Source organism: Bacteroides sp. GD17 (genome assembly GCF_038448625.1).
GTDB lineage: Bacteria > Bacteroidota > Bacteroidia > Bacteroidales > Bacteroidaceae > Bacteroides.
Window position 1 is genome coordinate 458,594 of the sequence record NZ_JBCEZS010000003.1, and the last position, 16,094, is coordinate 474,687.

A 16,094-nucleotide genomic window follows, 5' to 3' on the forward strand; every position below is an offset into this window, starting at 1 on the left:
TCTTAAAAAAACAGATAGCATTATGGCAAAGCAATTCAAGCCGGAGACCCTCTGCGTGCAAGCAGGATGGACTCCGAAAAAGGGCGAGCCCCGTGTACTCCCCATCTACCAAAGTACAACCTTCAAATACGAAACCAGCGAACAAATGGCACGCCTGTTCGACCTTGAAGAGGCAGGTTACTTCTATACCCGCCTTCAAAACCCGACGAACGATGCCGTTGCCGCCAAGATAGCCGCCCTCGAAGGAGGTGTAGGTGCCATGTTGACGTCCAGCGGACAAGCTGCCAATTTCTACGCTATCTTCAATATCTGCCAGGCAGGCGACCACTTCGTGGCCTCATCCTGCATCTACGGCGGCACGTTCAACCTCTTCGGCGTAACATTGAAGAAACTGGGCATTGACGTGACTTTCGTCAACCCGGATGCATCCGAAGAAGAAATCTCCGCTGCTTTCCGCCCGAATACCAAAGCGCTGTTCGGTGAAACAATCTCCAATCCGACGCTGGAAGTGCTGGACATCGAGAAGTTTGCCCGCATCGCTCACAGCCACGGCGTGCCCCTGATTGTGGACAACACTTTCCCTACTCCCATCAACTGCCGCCCATTCGAGTGGGGTGCCGACATCGTGGTACACTCCACCACCAAGTATATGGACGGACATGCCACCAGCGTAGGCGGTGCCATCGTAGACAGCGGTAACTTCGACTGGGATGCGCACGCCGACAAATTCCCCGGACTGTGCACGCCGGATGAGTCTTACCACGGACTGACTTATACGAAAGCCTTCGGCAAGATGGCCTACATCACCAAAGCTACCGCACAGCTGATGCGCGACCTCGGCAGCATCCAGTCTCCACAAAATGCTTTCTTACTGAATCTCGGTCTGGAAACCTTACACCTGCGCATGCCGCAACACTGCAAGAATGCGCAAGCCGTTGCCGAATATCTCTCTAAGAACGACAAGGTGGCTTGGGTAAATTACTGCGGTCTGCCGGGAGATAAATACCACGACCTGGCACAAAAATACATGCCGAACGGTTCTTGCGGTGTTGTCACCTTCGGGTTGAAAGGCGGCCGTGAAGTAGCCATAAAATTCATGGATTCGTTGAAACTGGCTGCCATCGTTACTCATGTGGCCGATGCCCGCACCTGCGTGTTGCATCCCGCCAGCCATACGCACCGCCAGCTCTCGGACGAGCAACTGATGGAAGCCGGCGTACGTCCCGACCTTATCCGCTTCTCGGTAGGTATTGAGAATGCGGACGATATTATTGCAGATATCGAACAGGCGCTGAAAGCATAAAATATTTACATCCACACATTTTATCTCCCTCAAAGCGGAAGGCCGGAAAGTCTTCCGCTTTTTTGTTCCTTCCCCTTCATTTTAATTCCTCCTTCCGGCAAGGCTGCCCATTTCCTGCCCTTTCACCTCGAATTCCCTTAAACCGTCTATGTAACTGTCCATAGGCAGAACATGGCAGTTAGCCCGATAACACTTACCTTAGAGGCACGTGTTTTCACTATGGGAGCACACTGCGACGAACGAATATAAATTATGACAATGAACATAGAATACACACTACTGGCTGCCGCCTTCTTTTTTGGCGGATGTACGGTTGCACTTATCGCGCAACAGTTGCTGCCCGCCTGGAGGTGGGCGAAGATACGCCGCCGCACGGACGCACTGATAAAGATGCGCCTGCAACAACAACTGAAACAGCACGAAGCCGAATGCCCCATGGTGCAAATATGCGCACAGCACGACGGCACCTCCCTGCTGCCCACCGGGAAAAAGCAGAGTTACAAGATGATACTCTCCTTCATGATGACCCACTACCCCGGTTTCATGAAGGAGCTGGAAGAGCACGTGCACACACGCCTCTCCATAGCCGAGCAGCAGACCTGCTTCCTCGTAAAGTTGGGGTTCAGAAACCGGCAGATAGGCGAAAGCACCGGCGTCAGCCCCAACAGCGTGATAAAGACCAAGCAACGCCTGCGCCAGAAGCTGAACGGCGCCCCCGAAGGAGAGGAACTGACGCAATGGATTCAGCAGTTGGGCGAGCCCACCGGAAAGATGCCGCCGGGCTATGTGGTGTTCAGAGAGGAAGACTGATTATAAACCTTTAATATATATGATTATGAAAGCAAAACAAGCAGAAAAAGTACAGACGACGGACAGCATCCACGCCACCCGCCGCGCCCCCTACTCCCCACCCCGGGTAGAAGTCATCAAAATGGAAATGGAAGGCAGCGTGATGAGCGCCAGCAACTTCGGCGGTGCCGACGCATTCAGTCTCCATAACACCGGAACCTACTCCTCCCCCGGCCGACGCACCTACAACAGTGCCACCACCAGCGACCTGGAAGACCTGATAAACGATATACTCACCATAGAACAATGACGCCATGAAGAAACGAAACCTATACACCGCCCTGCTGCCCATGATGGCAGAAGCTCTGCTGCCTATGCTGGCCTGCGCCTTACCGTCCATGCTGACCTGCGCCCTGCTCACCGCATGCACCAACGAAACCCTGCCGCCTGCCGACGGCACCGACCCCGGCAGTCCCACCACCCTCACCGCCACCCTGGCCGATGACACGGACACCGGCAATGCCCCCGATACCCGCCTCTCCCACGAGAGCGAAAGTAGTGCCACCACTCCCGGCGTCATCGTGAAGTGGACCGTGGGCGATGCCTTCAAGCTATACCCGGCCAGGGGCACGAGCGGCAGCATGGAATACGAGATAAAGGACGCCGCAGCCATTACAGGCGAAGGCAAGACCGCCATCTTCACCGCCACCACAAGTACCGGCAGCATCACCGGCGAAGCCAAAGCCATCTACCCCGTAGCGGCAGCCCTGAAGAACGACGGAACCCCTGCCACCTCCTGGGGTAATATCACCCTCAGCATGGACGGGCAGACACAAACCGGCGATGACAGCTACGCCCACACCCCTGCCTACGACTACATGGTGGCCGACGTGGCCGATGCCTCCAGCCTCCCCGCAGGCAACGACCTCACCTTCCACCACCTCGCTGCCATGATGACGGTGAAGATAACCGGACAACCCTCGGGCTATACGCCCGTCACAAGCCCCGATGCTGCCGACAACTCCCCCGTGCAGCTCACCCTCAGCGCAAATGATGAGGGCGCATACTTCTACAGCGAAATGTCCACCGACAATAGTTTACCTACCTACGGCTCTGCCAGCCTACGGCTGGAAAACATCACCTGGGGCACCAACGGCTTCACCGCACACCTGATGATATTCCCTGTTGATCTATCGGGCAACACCTTCACCCTCAGCGTGCTGTGCAAAGACGGCACCACCTACCGATACACCACTCCGCAGATAGGAAAGAAATACGTGGCAGGCATGCGATACACCGCAACGATAACCGGAGACAAGTGGACGGAAAGCAGCACAACAGAAACCTTAACCGGCAGCACCCAAATAGCCGATAAATTCGCTTCCGGCACCGGCTACGATGATGATCCCTACCTCATCTCCACCGCCGAAGAACTGCTGCTGATGCAAAAGAAAGTCAATGACGGGAGCTACAACGATTACCGCCTCACCACCGACATCAAGATAGCGGACGACGTGACGTGGGTACCAATAGGAACAGACTACAGCAACAGATTCCAAGGAAGCTTCGACGGCGGCGGCCACACCATTAGCGGAACACTGAGAGGCAACAATCCATATTTCGGCTTCTTCGGATGCGTCGATAGTAACATACGCAACCTGCGCATAGCAGCCACGGTGACGAACAACTATGACGACGCCTCCCAATGCTGCACCGGAGGAGTGGCGGGATTTTTCACTGCCGACTACGGCCGACACACTCTCTACCGATGCAGCTACAAAGGCAGCGTCACCGGAGGAAAAACTGCAGGCACCTCCACCTCCAATGAGAACTACACCGGCGGACTGGTGGGACAATGTCAAAATACCATCTTATCCGGCTGCACGGTAGAAGCAGGGAGCAAGGTGACGGGCGGCAGTACAACCTCCTCCGACAGCCATACCGGCGGGCTGGTAGGATATGTACTTTCCAACACCCAGTTTGAGTCGTGCACCAACTATGCCGACATCGAGGGGGCTGAAAGTAGAAACAGCTACACCGGAGGACTGGTAGGATATGCACCCAGCGGCGGTAGTAATCCCAGTAACATCAACAACTGCCGGAACTGGGGAGCCGTGACCGGAGGAACAGCTGCTTCTTACAGCAGGACCGGGGGACTGGTGGGCTACAACGGCAGCAATACTATCATCAACTGCACCAATGAGGGCACGGTAACCGGTGGAACAGCCCAAGACTGCCATACCGGCGGGCTCGTAGGTGTCAACAATTCCGGCATCCTGCACACCAGCCACAATACATCGACAGCAATAGTGACAGCCGGCCGTTTAACCGAATCTTCCACTAACCACCAGAACCTTACCGGCGGACTGGTGGGCTACAACATCACGAACGGCGAGGTATATTCCTGCTGCACCAACGAAGCCACGGTGGCGGGCAAAGCAGCCGATGCTTCGGGCACAGACACCGACAACCGCATCGGCGGCGGCGACAACACGACCGTGACCGATTGCCAGGAAGGCCACACCGTCCCGGCAGGCAACTAAGCGCACTATTCCTGAAGTGCACCCCCAAAAGTTGGATACCAAACTTTAGGAGTGCACTTCAACCGGAGTACGGGGATTTTTTTGGCAAGCCGGCTACCTGCTGCCCTGCACCGCTGAAAAAAAACATCCCGACGCACATCCTTTTTTACGGTTATTTGTTATCTTTGCGGAATCCTGCAACCAGGACAAGCCTTTAAAAAACAAAGCAATATGGAACGATTCATCAACCCCTTCTCGGATTTCGGCTTCAAGAAGATATTCGGCCAGGAAGTCTCCAAGAGACTGCTTATCAGCTTTCTGAACAGCCTGCTCGAAGGGGAGAAAGAGATAACGGACGTGAAGTACATGAACCCCGAGCTGCTGCCCGAAGTGGCGGAAGGACGGGGCACCATCTACGACGTGTACTGCACCACGACGGACGACGAACCCATCATCGTGGAAATGCAGTACAAGGAACAAGAGAACTTCAAGGAACGTTCCCTCTACTACCTCGCCCGCGCCATCGCCGGACAGGGCGAGAGAGGAAGCAACTGGCAGTTCAAGGTGCATGCCGTTTATGGCGTGTTCTTCATGAACTTCTGCTTCAACGAGACGGGCAAGTTCCGCACCGACGTTATCCTTGCCGACCGCGACACGGGCGAGCTGTTTTGCGACAAGCTTCGCCAGGTCTTTCTCGAACTGCCGCGCTTCGAAAAGAACGAGGCGGAATGTGATACGAATTTTGACCGTTGGATTTATACACTGAAGTATATGGAAACATTCAAGAACATTCCTTTCCAGCCCTATATGGCTGTGTTCAAGGAACTGGAGCAAATCACAGATATTGCCTCCATGACGAAAGAGGAGCGCTTGCGCTACGATGAAAGTATTAAGATTTACCGCGATAACCTCGCGGTGCTGGAATTTGCGGAAAAGAAAGCGGAACAGAGAGGAGAACAGAGAGGACGAAAGGAAGGCAAGGAAGAAGTTGCCCGAAACCTGAAAGCCGCTGGTGTCTCTGCCGACATCATCGCCCAAAGCACCGGGTTCACTCCCGAACAAATTGCCGCCTTGTAGTCGGCCAATGGCATTGGGTATATACATATACCTGCTATGCCACATCCCATAATATCCTTACATATCCCCCTCACATCCCCCCGAAAGCGGAAGGCACCGAAACCTTCCGCTTTCGTCGTTTCCGCCCCTTATTTTTCCTCCGAAGGCGGGAAGGCATGCCCATTTGCTGCCTTTTCACCCCATATTTCCCCACACCGTCTATCTAACTGTCCATAGCCCGCATGCGGCTGTTATGAAAATATGAACTACCTTAGAGGCAACGATTTCGCCAAAAAAGCATCACAGAGGGAAGGAATAAAAATAATGACAACAGATACATGCGAACCATCACTCGCAACGCCCGATGCCCATCAAACCGATTTCGAGATAACACTATTAATTAACCGTTATAATACAGCAGCATTATGAAAACAGAAAGAGCAAAACAAGCAGAAAGACTACAGACGACGGACAATGCCCGCGCCCCCTACTCCCCACCCCGGGTAGAAGTTATCAAGATGGAAATGGAAGGCAGCGTGATGAGCGCCAGCAACTTCGGCGGTGCCGACGCATTCAGCCTCCGTAACACCGGAACCTACTCCTCCCCCGGCCGACGCAACTACAACAGCGCCACCACCAGCGACCTGGAAGACTTGATAAACGATATACTCACCATAGAACAATGACACACGCCATGAAGAAACTCCATTTCCTACCCCTTGCGCAAGCAGCGGCTGCCACAGCCCTCTTGCTAGCCCTTGCCGCTGCATGCAGCAACGAAACGCCCGTCCCGACAGCCGTCGGCGATGATGCAGGCACCCCCATCACCCTTACCGCCACCCTTGCCACCGACGGCGATGCCGGAAGCAACACCCCGCAAACCCGCCTGGGCTACACCGACGAGACGGGCAGCACCCCCGCCCCCGGCGTCATCGTGAAGTGGACCGTGGGCGACGCCTTCAAGCTATACCCGGCCAGCGGTCAAAGCGACGGCATCGAATACAAGATAGATAACCCCTCCTCCATCTCCGGTGACGGAAAGAGCGCCACCTTCACCGCCACCACTACCCCGAGCACCCCCATCACCGGCGTAGCCAAAGCCATCTACCCCGCAGCGGCAGCCTTGCTGAGCGACAAAACACCTGCCAACTACTGGAATAGTATCTCCCTCAGCATGGACGGGCAGATACAGACAGGCGACAATAACTATGACCACATCGCCGCCTACGACTACATGACCGCCACCGTGGCAGACATCGATGCCCTCCCCACGAACAACGACCTCGCCTTCCACCACCTCACCGCCATGATGACGGTGAAGATAACCGGACGCCCCACAGGCTACACACCCTCCACAGCACCGGACAACTCCCCCGCCCTCCTTATACTTAGCGTGGATGATGCCGGGGCAGGCTTCTATAATAAGATGTACATCAGTGGCAGCACCTACGTTCCCGGCTCCACCAGCCTCGCGCTGAACGGCATCACCTGGACGGAAAGCGGCTTCACCGCACATCTGATGATATTCCCCACCGACCTCACCGGTAAGACTTTCACCCTCATCGTGCGCTGCAACGACGGAACCGCCTACCGCTACACCACGCCGCAGATAGGCAAAGCATACGTGGCAGGCATGCGATATACCGCAACGATAAGCGACAACGACAACAGCAAATGGACGAAAGTGGAAAGCAGCACCACGGCACAGACTTTGGATAACAGCACCCAGGCTGCCACCGCCTTCGCCTCCGGCGACGGCGGCCAAACATCCCCCTACATCATCTCCACCGCCGCACAATTGAAGTACCTGCAAACACAAGTCAATGGAGGAAACAACTATAACAACAGCTACTTCCGCCTCACCACCGACATCAATATAGCTACAACAGAATGGACGCCGATAGGAACAGACTACTCACACACGTTCAGTGGAAACTTCGACGGCAACGGACACACCATCAGCGGAACATTGAAGGGAAGCAGTGCGAATTTCGGGCTCTTCGGATACATCAGTAATGCCTCTATACGCAACCTCCACGTAGCAGCCACGGTAACAAACAGCTATAACGGCAGTGCCGAGTGCAGCACCGGCGGACTGGTAGGATATGCCAGAAACACCCCCATCAGCGGATGCAGCTACAAAGGCACCGTCAGCGGCGGGAAAACTACCGGCAATACCTCCAACACCGGTGGCCTCATAGGACAGAGCCAAGACATAACCCTGTCCGGCTGCACGGTAGAGGCAGGCAGCAAGGTGCAAGGCGGAAGTGCAGGTACATCCAGCAGCAAGGCCGGCGGACTGGTGGGATATGCAGGTATCAGCAGCCGACTTGAATCGTGCACCAACCATGCCGAGATTGCGGGAGCTACAGACAGCAAAAGCTATGTCGGCGGAGTAGCAGGATATGCAGTGGGCAACATCGATTCCCCTGTCAGCATCCATAACTGCCGGAACCATGGCAAGGTGGGCATCGGAGACAATGCCAGCAAGGATTGCTATGCCGGCGGACTGATAGGATATGTGAGAGGTTATACCACCCTCTCCAACAGCCGGAACACAGGAGACGTGACCGGAGGAAAGACCAGCGGCTACAGCAGTTATACCGGCGGATTGGTAGCCGCTCTCAGTACCAATAACGAAATCATCGGCTGCACCAATGAGGGCACGGTTACAGGCGGAACAGCTGCCACAAAATGCTACACCGGCGGGCTCGCAGGTAGCAGTAGCGGCACCCTGCACACCAGCCGCAATACATCGACAGCAGCAGTGGCAGCAGGCAGCGTCACCGGCGCTTCCGGCACCGAGAACTATACCGGCGGCCTGGTGGGCAGCAACACCACGGACGGCACAGTATATTCCTGCTGCGCCAACGAAGCCACGGTGGATGGTAGCCCAGCCTCATCGAGCGAAGGCAGCGACAACCGCATCGGCGGCGGCAAGAACACGACCGTGACCGATTGCCAGGAAGGCCACACCGTCCCGAACAACAAATAAAATTAAATAAATCCTGACAACCGAAGCGCAGCCGGACAGACACCGGAGAGCCTCACCGACACTTAGCACAAGTATCCTCGACACTTCTAAGAAGTATCCCCGACACTTAGCACAAGTATCAGTGATACTTCTTAGAAGTGTCCCACCCCCTCCACAGAGGTCCTCAGGGCATGTTTCACTTAAAAACCATAGAGTATGGCATTTTTCAAACCTATTTACAAAAAGATGTCCAAGATGTGGCACCCCCAAGCCGTGAGCGTGGGCAAGCCCATCGAAATGGACGAGCTTTGCAAGCAGATAGCGCTCATCTCCACCGTGAGCAGCGCCGACGCCAAAGCCACCCTCGAAGCCCTCGGCCTGGTGCTGGGGACGAGTATGAACACCGGCCGCACCGTGCACGTCGAAGGTCTGGGCACCTTCTACTACACCTGCGTCTCCACCGGCAAGGGCGTGGACAGCGCCGAGAAGGTGACGGCCAACCAAATCGCCGGCACCCGCGTGCGCTTCGTCCCCGAATCGCGCCGCAAAGGAAACACCGTCACCCGCGCCCTCATCGGCGAGGATGTGACGTGGACGAATGTCAACTCCATCAGTCACCTGGACGGCACGGGTACGCCCGGCGGCAGTGGCGGCGGCTCCACACCCGGCGGCAGCGTAGGGCCGGACGGCGACCTGAACGAGAATCCGTTTGGATAAGCGGCGGCGGAGGAGGAGACGGGAGAAGGCTCACGCCCCCTTCAACGGAGAGAGTGTCAAAACTGAGATTAGTATTTCAGGTTTGACACTCTCTTCTTAGTTAGGCGCAATCGGCAGTTGGATTATCTCATTACTGACAGTGTTATGAGTTAAATGACAAAAGAATTATTTTTAGACAGAAGAACAAAAGAACAAATTCATAATATACTATAGCTTATATTTTCTGATATGTTCTTTTGTTCTTCTGTCTAAAAATACAACTCATGTCTATCATCGTATTGGGCCAATTCAACTACTGATTCGGATTATTTATAAAGGGAGACTTGTACAGGGAGAAGTTCTTAAAGGGCAGGGCAATCGCCACGCCGCAAATCGGCGATGATGCGGTGCAGGACACTCGTTTCAGACATATATCGCATCACGTTCAAGGTTTTGACGAAAACTGCGGAACATGTTCTCGTGCAGGGTTACTAAATCGACCTTACGACGGAAAAGCTTCCGCAACTCTTCCTGAATACCAAAGCAAGTGAAGAAACTGGGACGGCTCAACTTAATGACAACATCTATGTCGCTCTTGTCGTCCTGCTCCCCCCGCGCCACGCTGCCGAACAGCCCCAGCTGCTCGATGCCATACTTGTCGGCGAACTGCTCCTTGTATGCTCGCAGACGGTCAATGATTTCTTGTGTAGTCTCCATATCTCTTACTTATTACTTAGACGCTAAATAATAGTAGTTTGTGCCATCAATATATCTACCTGCTCCTTCAGTTTAGGAAGGTCTTTACTAACGACACCCCATATTATCACATTATCCACCTTATCATAACCATGAATTACAAAGTTACGCAAATCCACAATTCGGCGTGCATTATCAATGGCTATCGTATTATCCAACTCAAGCAAATGGTTGACGGCTTCACCTATAATCTCCAACTCACGCTCTACAGCACGTCGGAGCAATTTGTTCTGCTCGTAAGCAAAGAAATCTCTTTTCTCGCCCAAATACTCATTAATCGACTCTATCGATTGCTGAATATCATATAGGTATTTCCTCAAGCTACGACTCCCCATACAGTAGTTGTTTAGATTGTTCTACATCATTTATAAAGAACGGATTGGAGAGTGAACGACGTGTCACAAGGTCAATCTTGCGTTTGAAAAGCTCCGTGAGCTTCTCGCGCAACAGAAAAAACGAGTCTGTATATTCCTCGATGCTGACATCCGGCTCAAAATCTATCAGCAAATCGATATCACTCTTATCATTGAAATGAGGAGTATTGACCGAGCCGAATACATAAAGGCTCTTCACTCTATAACGTTTGCAAAGCGTCTTCAAGGCATCCAATCTATCTTGAATAATTTTATTCATATCCTTTTCTCCTTCTCGTTACAAGCACAAAGATACATATTCCCCTCATATTTCAGGTGCAATCGTCCTGAAAATGTTACCTTTGCGGAGCGGACAATCCATATTTCCGGCAAACAGATGGCAGGATGTCGCACTTTTTTCATTACCTTTGCCACTGCCGGAGGATATTCGGCAAAAGGCATACACTGTAAACAAAGAGGAAGTCATGAAACGTAGAACAGTATTGACTATAAACAATAATCACCCTAAAAGCAATATACAGCAAGGAGGAACATTATGAGAAATTACAAAATCATTAGCGAAGGACAAGACCGCGTCACCGTGGAAATTAGCAAAAGTTTCCTCAAGAGGATGATGCAGTGGGAAGAAAGCCTTCAAGTGGCCAAAGCCATTCGCCGCAGTTTGCGTGAACGGAACAAATATCCGGAACTAAGTCGCGAAGAGGCTGAAAAGGAAATAGAGAAATGTTTCCGATGAGTTCATAAAAGAAATTTTAGAAGACATGGAAGACACAGACAACTAAACACTCAAATCACCAGCCATGAAAAGACACATATTCTTGTTCTTGCTTCTGCTTCCCCTACTCCTCGCCGCCTGCCACCCCACCGGCAACAGCAGTCAGACATCTACCGCCGCAGACACGCCTTCTCCCCGCTACCTTGCCGACAGCCTGCGCACCCTGGGCCCCGCCCACCAGCTCTGCGACGAGAATCGCGAGCGCGACGCCACGCCCTACCTCGACTCCGTCTTCCTTCTGCCCGCCCGCCTCGACCCCGCCGCACCGCCACACCCCGACAGCCTCACCACCCGTGAAGCCCGCCAACTCTGCAACCGTGCCCTGCGCGAACTGATGGCTAACTACAACATCCTGATGGACTATGAAGCCGGACTGCGCCACCTCGACAGCCTGCAGCGCCTCCGCCTTCCCTTCATCGAACGCTACTGCCTGCGCGGCCTCCTCACCGCCAAAGCCCAAATGCTGATGCCCCTCGACCGCCACAACGAAGCAATCGAACTGCTGAACCGTGCCATGCAGCTGGCCGAGGCCGAAGACAGCATCGCCCGTAGTTCCTCCGGCACCGACGGAAAATACTTCCCCGAAAGCCCCGAATACGACAACTACTGGAGCGGCGCCGCCGGCATCACCTACATGGGCGTGGACACCGTCAGCACCCGCGCCAAGGAAGCCTTTCTGCGTGTCATCGACATTGCCCGCCGCACCGGCTTCCGCGGCGGACTGTACTCGCACTCCGTGGCACGCCTCGCCGACATCTACCTCCGCGAAGGCAAGTACGAACAAAGCATCGCCCTCTGCCGCGAAGCCATCGACACCACCCCCGACCGCGCCGACGAGCAAGGCCGCCTCGTAGCCGCCGAGAACCTGACCGAAGCCTACCGCCAACTGGGCCTCTACGAAGACGCCCTACGCTACTGCGCCCTCGTCACCGACGCCCCCGACGACTACCAAGTGCTGAACAACCTCCGTGGCTATTCCTACATAAACCGCGCCGCCATCTTGGGCGAAATGCAACGCACCGACGAAGCCCTCCTGGCACTTACCCGTGCCGACAGTTGCTTCCAAGTCACCGACAACGACTACTGCCGCATGCAGATTGCCTTGGAACGTGCCCACCTACTAAGCACCCTGCCCGACTCCCTCGCCGGCAGCCTGCGCACCTTTGCCGCCTACGAAAGCCAAGTGCCGCCCCACTTCCAAGCCTCCTACCACTACTACTACGGTAGTGCCCTCGTCCGTGCCGGACAATATGCCCGTGCCGTCCCCTTGCTGCAACAAGCCGTCACCCAGTCCGAAAACACCTCCCAACGCCTCATGGCGCACGAAGCCGCCCGCCTGCTCGTCGACTGCTACCGCCGGCTGGGACAATACGACCGCCTCGCCCGTTTCCTGCCCCACTACCAGGCTCTCACGGACTCCGTAGCCAGTGACTCCAAAATCCGCCAGCTCGCCTCCGCCAACATCCGCTTCGAGACCGAGAAGAAGGAGCAGCAAAACCGTGCCCTCACCGCCGAAGTAGCCTTGAAGGACAGCCGTCTGCACACCACGCTGCTCGTCGGCGCCCTCTGCCTGCTGCTACTGGCAGCCGTCATCGTATGGGGAGTGATGCGCCACCGCGCCCTCAGCCTGCGCCACCGCCTGAACCTGCAAGAAAAGGCGTCGGCCGAAAAAGAACGCCAAGCCGCCGAAGCCCTGCTGCACGAAAAAGAATCGCAACTGCACCGCCTCATCGAGTCCCGCCAGCGCCTGCACGACCGCAACCGCGCCCTGCTGCGCCAACTCTCCGACATACAAGCCGCCCACCCCAACACCTGCGACCTGGAAGGCTTCATGGAAAGTCTGCAACAGAGCCTTTTCAGCAAGGAAGACGCCGAAGTGTTCCGCCGTAACTTCTCTGCCGTCTATCCCATGGCATTAACCCGCCTTCGCACCCATTGTCCCGACCTTACCTACAGCGACGAACTCTTCTGCATACTTGCCATGCTGAAACAGAACAACGAGGAGATGGCACACACGTTAGGTATCAGCAAGCCCAGTGTATCGAAGATGCGCTACCGCATCCGGCTGAAACTGGAACTGCCCGAAGGGACAGATGTGGATGCGGAGATTAAAAAAATAATGGAAGCACACTGACGGGCAATGTACTTCCATTACTGACACTATCTGTCATTCAGAGCGAAGCGAAGAATCCACTCTCCTGAATATACGAAGAGAAGAGATTCTTCGCTTCGCTCTGAATGACAGGATTATTTCTTCAGCGTTATCGACAAACTCTCCTTGCCCTGATAGAACGTCTTAGCCTTGACAACTGCCGAAGCATCACACTTCACAGGTGCCTGCCACAAAGCGGATTGTGCAGTAGGCTCCGTTCCATCGGTAGTGTAGCGTATCTCGGCACCGTCAATGGCGACATTAGCATAGAGGTTACCATCCTTCATTCTCAATCCGGGCAACGGCAGACGGAAATTAATATTCTCCTTCGCCCAAGCAGGCATCTCCTTGTGGCTGATAACCTCGTAATAGCGAGACAACTCCTGATTGAAAGCTGTTGCTTCGGCTTCACCGGAAAGAGCTTCCCAAGCAGGATGCGCATTCCAGCCACGGTCTACCAATCCCATCATCTTGGGGAAGAGACTGTATTCCACATCACCGAAATTGCGGATGGTCTCTGAAAAGAGCTTGCCGCCGACACCGATGATATTGGCACGGCCTTCGGGCGTGAGGCGCACACCGTCCTTCCTCACTTGGCTCATGTCTCGCAGACTGCCGTCACGGTTCATACGGAGGGCACGGTAGATGTTGAAAGGAAGCATAGAGTAAGAAATAGCTTCATCCACATTGCCTCCCCAGTCAAGTCCTGCCGGTTCGTCGGGATGCCCGGTGTAAGTCATATCCATATAGAAGTTGCAGACACTGGAAACAACTACAGGATAACCGGAGTTTGCCATATTGTAAAGCTGGTCGAAGCTTTCGGGGCCGGTCCAGCAATCCACGCTATAAAGTTCGGAAGTCATCTGACGGTGTCCTTCGGGAGTATGTCCCAGGCCCACTTCTTGCCAACCGCTGGTCTTGATACCGTGTGAGTGAAGTATGCCGGACATCTTGGTGATGTAATATTCGGCCAAATCGCGTCGACCTTCCCATCCTTTCTCCTTCAGCAAAGCCAGGCAGGCAGGCGAACCGGTCCATGCACCCTCCGCCACTTCGTCACCACCCAAATGGATGGACGGCAATTCTACGCCCGCTTCCTTGTACATGGCAGCAATTTCCGTCGCTACCTTCTCCAGGAAACGGTAGGTGGAGGGCAGAGCCACGTCTATCACATTGTCTGTATAGCTCTGCACGGAGACGTACTTCGAAGAGTCCTGCAAGTCGGTCAACAGATATTCGGTTGCCTTCTGCGGGTCGGTATCTTTATACTTATTATATCGCGCTTTCATGGAGACGATGGCAGCACGGGCGTGTCCGGGTGTCTCAATTTCGGGGATGACGCGGACGTGTCTTTCGGCGGCATACTTCAGTAGGTCGATGAATTCGGCACGGGAATAATAACCGTTGCCCGGTGTGGCGGCTTCGGGATCATAACCTCCGTCGTAACCGGGATAAAGACAAGTACTCTCGTCTGTAGTATGGCCGCGACGGCTACCTACCAGAGTCAACTCTTCCAAGCCGGGGATTTCGAGCCGCCAGCCTTCGTCGTCGCAGAAGTGGAAATGGAATACATTGAGTTTGTAAGAAGCAAAGAGATCGATGAGCGTCTTCATGTCGGCTACGGTAGTGTAGTCACGCGCAATGTCTATCATCTGTCCGCGATAAAGCAGATCGGGATAGTCCTGTATCTCCACTCCGTCCAACTTATAAGGCATCTGCTGTCCTTTCAGCATGGCGAGGAGGGTCTGCGTACCGTTGAAGATTCCATGAGGAGTAGCTGCGGTAATTCTTATTCCGTCATCGCCTATGCCTATCTTATAATACTCATCATTCACAGCTTCCTTTTTGTCGGCAAGTGCCTCCAGTACAATTGTGGGACGGACATTGTCTGCCACTTCCAGCCCATATCCGGCAAGCTTCTCCTTCAGCAATCCGGCTTCACCCGCAAACTCTTCGGGAAACACAAGTCCGACTTTACCTTCCAGCGTAACGCTGCCCTGAGACGGCACTGCTTTCTTCACCGCAGGCAAGATATCATAGGTCCGCAGAGGAGTGTCAGTCAGTCGGAGGTTGGCTTCGTAAATTTTAGCAGCATCCGGATAGATTCTCATGGCTTCAGGATTGGGCAGCGGCAAGCAGTTCAGCGCCACGGGCAAGGGAGCGCCTTCTTTACCGTCGGCAGCGGTTGCCACCCAATAAGTACCTTCGGGTGCCTGTGCATTCCGTTCCACGCTGAAGGTGCAACGGAACGTTATCCGCATGGAATCGCCGGGAGCCAACGGAGTAAAATCGGCCGTGGGAGACATCTTGAAAAAGTTTCCGTTCACCGCTTCAATCTTTACCGCAGCATTTGCTTCCTGCTTGATGCCACGGGGAAGTTGTGAATAATAAATGGTCCAATCTTTGGTCAGAGGAGTTTCGGAAATATTCTTGAGAATAAAAGTATTCTCATAATATCCGGGTTCAATGCCCTTCGCACCCATCTCCCAGGTCAGGACAACCGGTGCTTTTTGTTCGTTACTTGTCGTTTTACATCCTGTAAATAGTGCCATCACAGAAAGTAATAATCCCGCTAAAGGGAGTTTCATAAATCTCATAATACATACGTGTTAAGTTAATAAAAGGGGGTAATGTTTTAATTTATTGCCAAAAATAAGCATTTTTAGCTAATCTGCTATAATTATAATAGAAATTATC

At 54.0% G+C, this 16,094-nt stretch carries 14 protein-coding genes; 10 read left to right on the forward strand and 4 right to left on the reverse strand.

Annotated elements, in window-relative coordinates; genetic code table 11:
• The first annotated feature begins 22 nt into the window (after positions 1-22).
• The 8 genes from AAE250_RS07310 (at position 23) to AAE250_RS07345 (ending at position 9,361) form a co-directional block, all read left to right on the forward strand.
• Complete coding sequence (locus tag AAE250_RS07310; RefSeq protein ID WP_294597654.1) at positions 23-1,303, forward strand: O-acetylhomoserine aminocarboxypropyltransferase/cysteine synthase family protein; 1,281 nt, start codon at positions 23-25, stop codon at positions 1,301-1,303.
• A 258-nt stretch (positions 1,304-1,561) separates the two neighbouring features.
• A complete protein-coding gene (locus tag AAE250_RS07315; protein WP_342288795.1) occupies positions 1,562-2,113 on the forward strand; it encodes a helix-turn-helix transcriptional regulator in 552 nt (183 codons plus the stop codon).
• 25 nt (positions 2,114-2,138) lie between these two features.
• On the forward strand, positions 2,139-2,402 hold the full coding sequence (locus AAE250_RS07320; protein WP_294597642.1) for a hypothetical protein: 264 nt from the start codon (positions 2,139-2,141) through the stop codon (positions 2,400-2,402).
• Between the two features lie 4 nt (positions 2,403-2,406).
• Positions 2,407-4,635: a fimbrillin family protein gene (locus AAE250_RS07325; RefSeq protein ID WP_294597639.1), complete on the forward strand. Its 2,229-nt coding sequence runs from the start codon at positions 2,407-2,409 to the stop codon at positions 4,633-4,635.
• A 210-nt stretch (positions 4,636-4,845) separates the two neighbouring features.
• On the forward strand, positions 4,846-5,691 hold the full coding sequence (locus AAE250_RS07330; protein WP_294597636.1) for an Rpn family recombination-promoting nuclease/putative transposase: 846 nt from the start codon (positions 4,846-4,848) through the stop codon (positions 5,689-5,691).
• A gap of 404 nt (positions 5,692-6,095) precedes the next feature.
• Complete coding sequence (locus AAE250_RS07335) at positions 6,096-6,356, forward strand: hypothetical protein (RefSeq protein WP_294597633.1); 261 nt, start codon at positions 6,096-6,098, stop codon at positions 6,354-6,356.
• A gap of 8 nt (positions 6,357-6,364) precedes the next feature.
• Positions 6,365-8,665 (forward strand): GLUG motif-containing protein, encoded by a 2,301-nt coding sequence (locus AAE250_RS07340; protein WP_294597631.1) that lies wholly within the window; start codon positions 6,365-6,367, stop codon positions 8,663-8,665.
• A 195-nt stretch (positions 8,666-8,860) separates the two neighbouring features.
• Positions 8,861-9,361 carry an HU family DNA-binding protein gene (locus AAE250_RS07345; protein ID WP_294597628.1) on the forward strand — a complete coding sequence of 167 codons (501 nt, stop codon included), beginning with the start codon at positions 8,861-8,863 and terminating at the stop codon, positions 9,359-9,361.
• Between the two features lie 402 nt (positions 9,362-9,763).
• Here the strand turns inward: AAE250_RS07345 and AAE250_RS07350 are convergent, their stop codons facing one another.
• Genes AAE250_RS07350 through AAE250_RS07360 form a run of 3 tightly spaced genes read right to left on the reverse strand, consistent with a single transcriptional unit; the run spans position 9,764 to position 10,729 of the window.
• A complete protein-coding gene (locus AAE250_RS07350; protein WP_294597626.1) occupies positions 9,764-10,057 on the reverse strand; it encodes a nucleotidyltransferase family protein in 294 nt (97 codons plus the stop codon).
• Positions 10,058-10,080: 23 nt separating this feature from the next.
• Positions 10,081-10,431, reverse strand: coding sequence for a HepT-like ribonuclease domain-containing protein (locus AAE250_RS07355; protein WP_294597623.1), 351 nt, complete (start codon positions 10,429-10,431; stop codon positions 10,081-10,083).
• Positions 10,418-10,729, reverse strand: coding sequence for a nucleotidyltransferase family protein (locus tag AAE250_RS07360; RefSeq protein ID WP_294597620.1), 312 nt, complete (start codon positions 10,727-10,729; stop codon positions 10,418-10,420). The genes AAE250_RS07355 and AAE250_RS07360 overlap by 14 nt, the downstream gene beginning before the upstream one ends.
• Positions 10,730-11,005: 276 nt before the next feature.
• On the opposite strand from AAE250_RS07360, the gene AAE250_RS07365 reads away from it, so the two are divergent.
• Positions 11,006-11,206: a hypothetical protein gene (locus tag AAE250_RS07365; RefSeq protein ID WP_294597618.1), complete on the forward strand. Its 201-nt coding sequence runs from the start codon at positions 11,006-11,008 to the stop codon at positions 11,204-11,206.
• Between the two features lie 64 nt (positions 11,207-11,270).
• On the forward strand, positions 11,271-13,379 hold the full coding sequence (locus tag AAE250_RS07370) for a tetratricopeptide repeat protein (RefSeq protein WP_294597615.1): 2,109 nt from the start codon (positions 11,271-11,273) through the stop codon (positions 13,377-13,379).
• A gap of 113 nt (positions 13,380-13,492) precedes the next feature.
• Here AAE250_RS07370 and AAE250_RS07375 read toward each other — a convergent pair whose 3' ends face one another.
• Entirely contained in the window at positions 13,493-15,994 is a 2,502-nt protein-coding gene (locus AAE250_RS07375) for a family 20 glycosylhydrolase (protein ID WP_294597612.1), read from the reverse strand.
• Positions 15,995-16,094: the final 100 nt, after the last annotated feature.

Coding starts and splice junctions, on each gene's coding strand:
- AAE250_RS07310 (WP_294597654.1), top strand. CDS start 23: ATGGCAAAGCAATTCAAGCCGGAGACCCTCTGCGTGCAAGCAGGATGG.
- AAE250_RS07315 (WP_342288795.1), top strand. CDS start 1,562: ATGAACATAGAATACACACTACTGGCTGCCGCCTTCTTTTTTGGCGGA.
- AAE250_RS07320 (WP_294597642.1), top strand. CDS start 2,139: ATGAAAGCAAAACAAGCAGAAAAAGTACAGACGACGGACAGCATCCAC.
- AAE250_RS07325 (WP_294597639.1), top strand. CDS start 2,407: ATGAAGAAACGAAACCTATACACCGCCCTGCTGCCCATGATGGCAGAA.
- AAE250_RS07330 (WP_294597636.1), top strand. CDS start 4,846: ATGGAACGATTCATCAACCCCTTCTCGGATTTCGGCTTCAAGAAGATA.
- AAE250_RS07335 (WP_294597633.1), top strand. CDS start 6,096: ATGAAAACAGAAAGAGCAAAACAAGCAGAAAGACTACAGACGACGGAC.
- AAE250_RS07340 (WP_294597631.1), top strand. CDS start 6,365: ATGAAGAAACTCCATTTCCTACCCCTTGCGCAAGCAGCGGCTGCCACA.
- AAE250_RS07345 (WP_294597628.1), top strand. CDS start 8,861: ATGGCATTTTTCAAACCTATTTACAAAAAGATGTCCAAGATGTGGCAC.
- AAE250_RS07350 (WP_294597626.1), bottom strand. CDS start 10,057: ATGGAGACTACACAAGAAATCATTGACCGTCTGCGAGCATACAAGGAG.
- AAE250_RS07355 (WP_294597623.1), bottom strand. CDS start 10,431: ATGGGGAGTCGTAGCTTGAGGAAATACCTATATGATATTCAGCAATCG.
- AAE250_RS07360 (WP_294597620.1), bottom strand. CDS start 10,729: ATGAATAAAATTATTCAAGATAGATTGGATGCCTTGAAGACGCTTTGC.
- AAE250_RS07365 (WP_294597618.1), top strand. CDS start 11,006: ATGAGAAATTACAAAATCATTAGCGAAGGACAAGACCGCGTCACCGTG.
- AAE250_RS07370 (WP_294597615.1), top strand. CDS start 11,271: ATGAAAAGACACATATTCTTGTTCTTGCTTCTGCTTCCCCTACTCCTC.
- AAE250_RS07375 (WP_294597612.1), bottom strand. CDS start 15,994: ATGAGATTTATGAAACTCCCTTTAGCGGGATTATTACTTTCTGTGATG.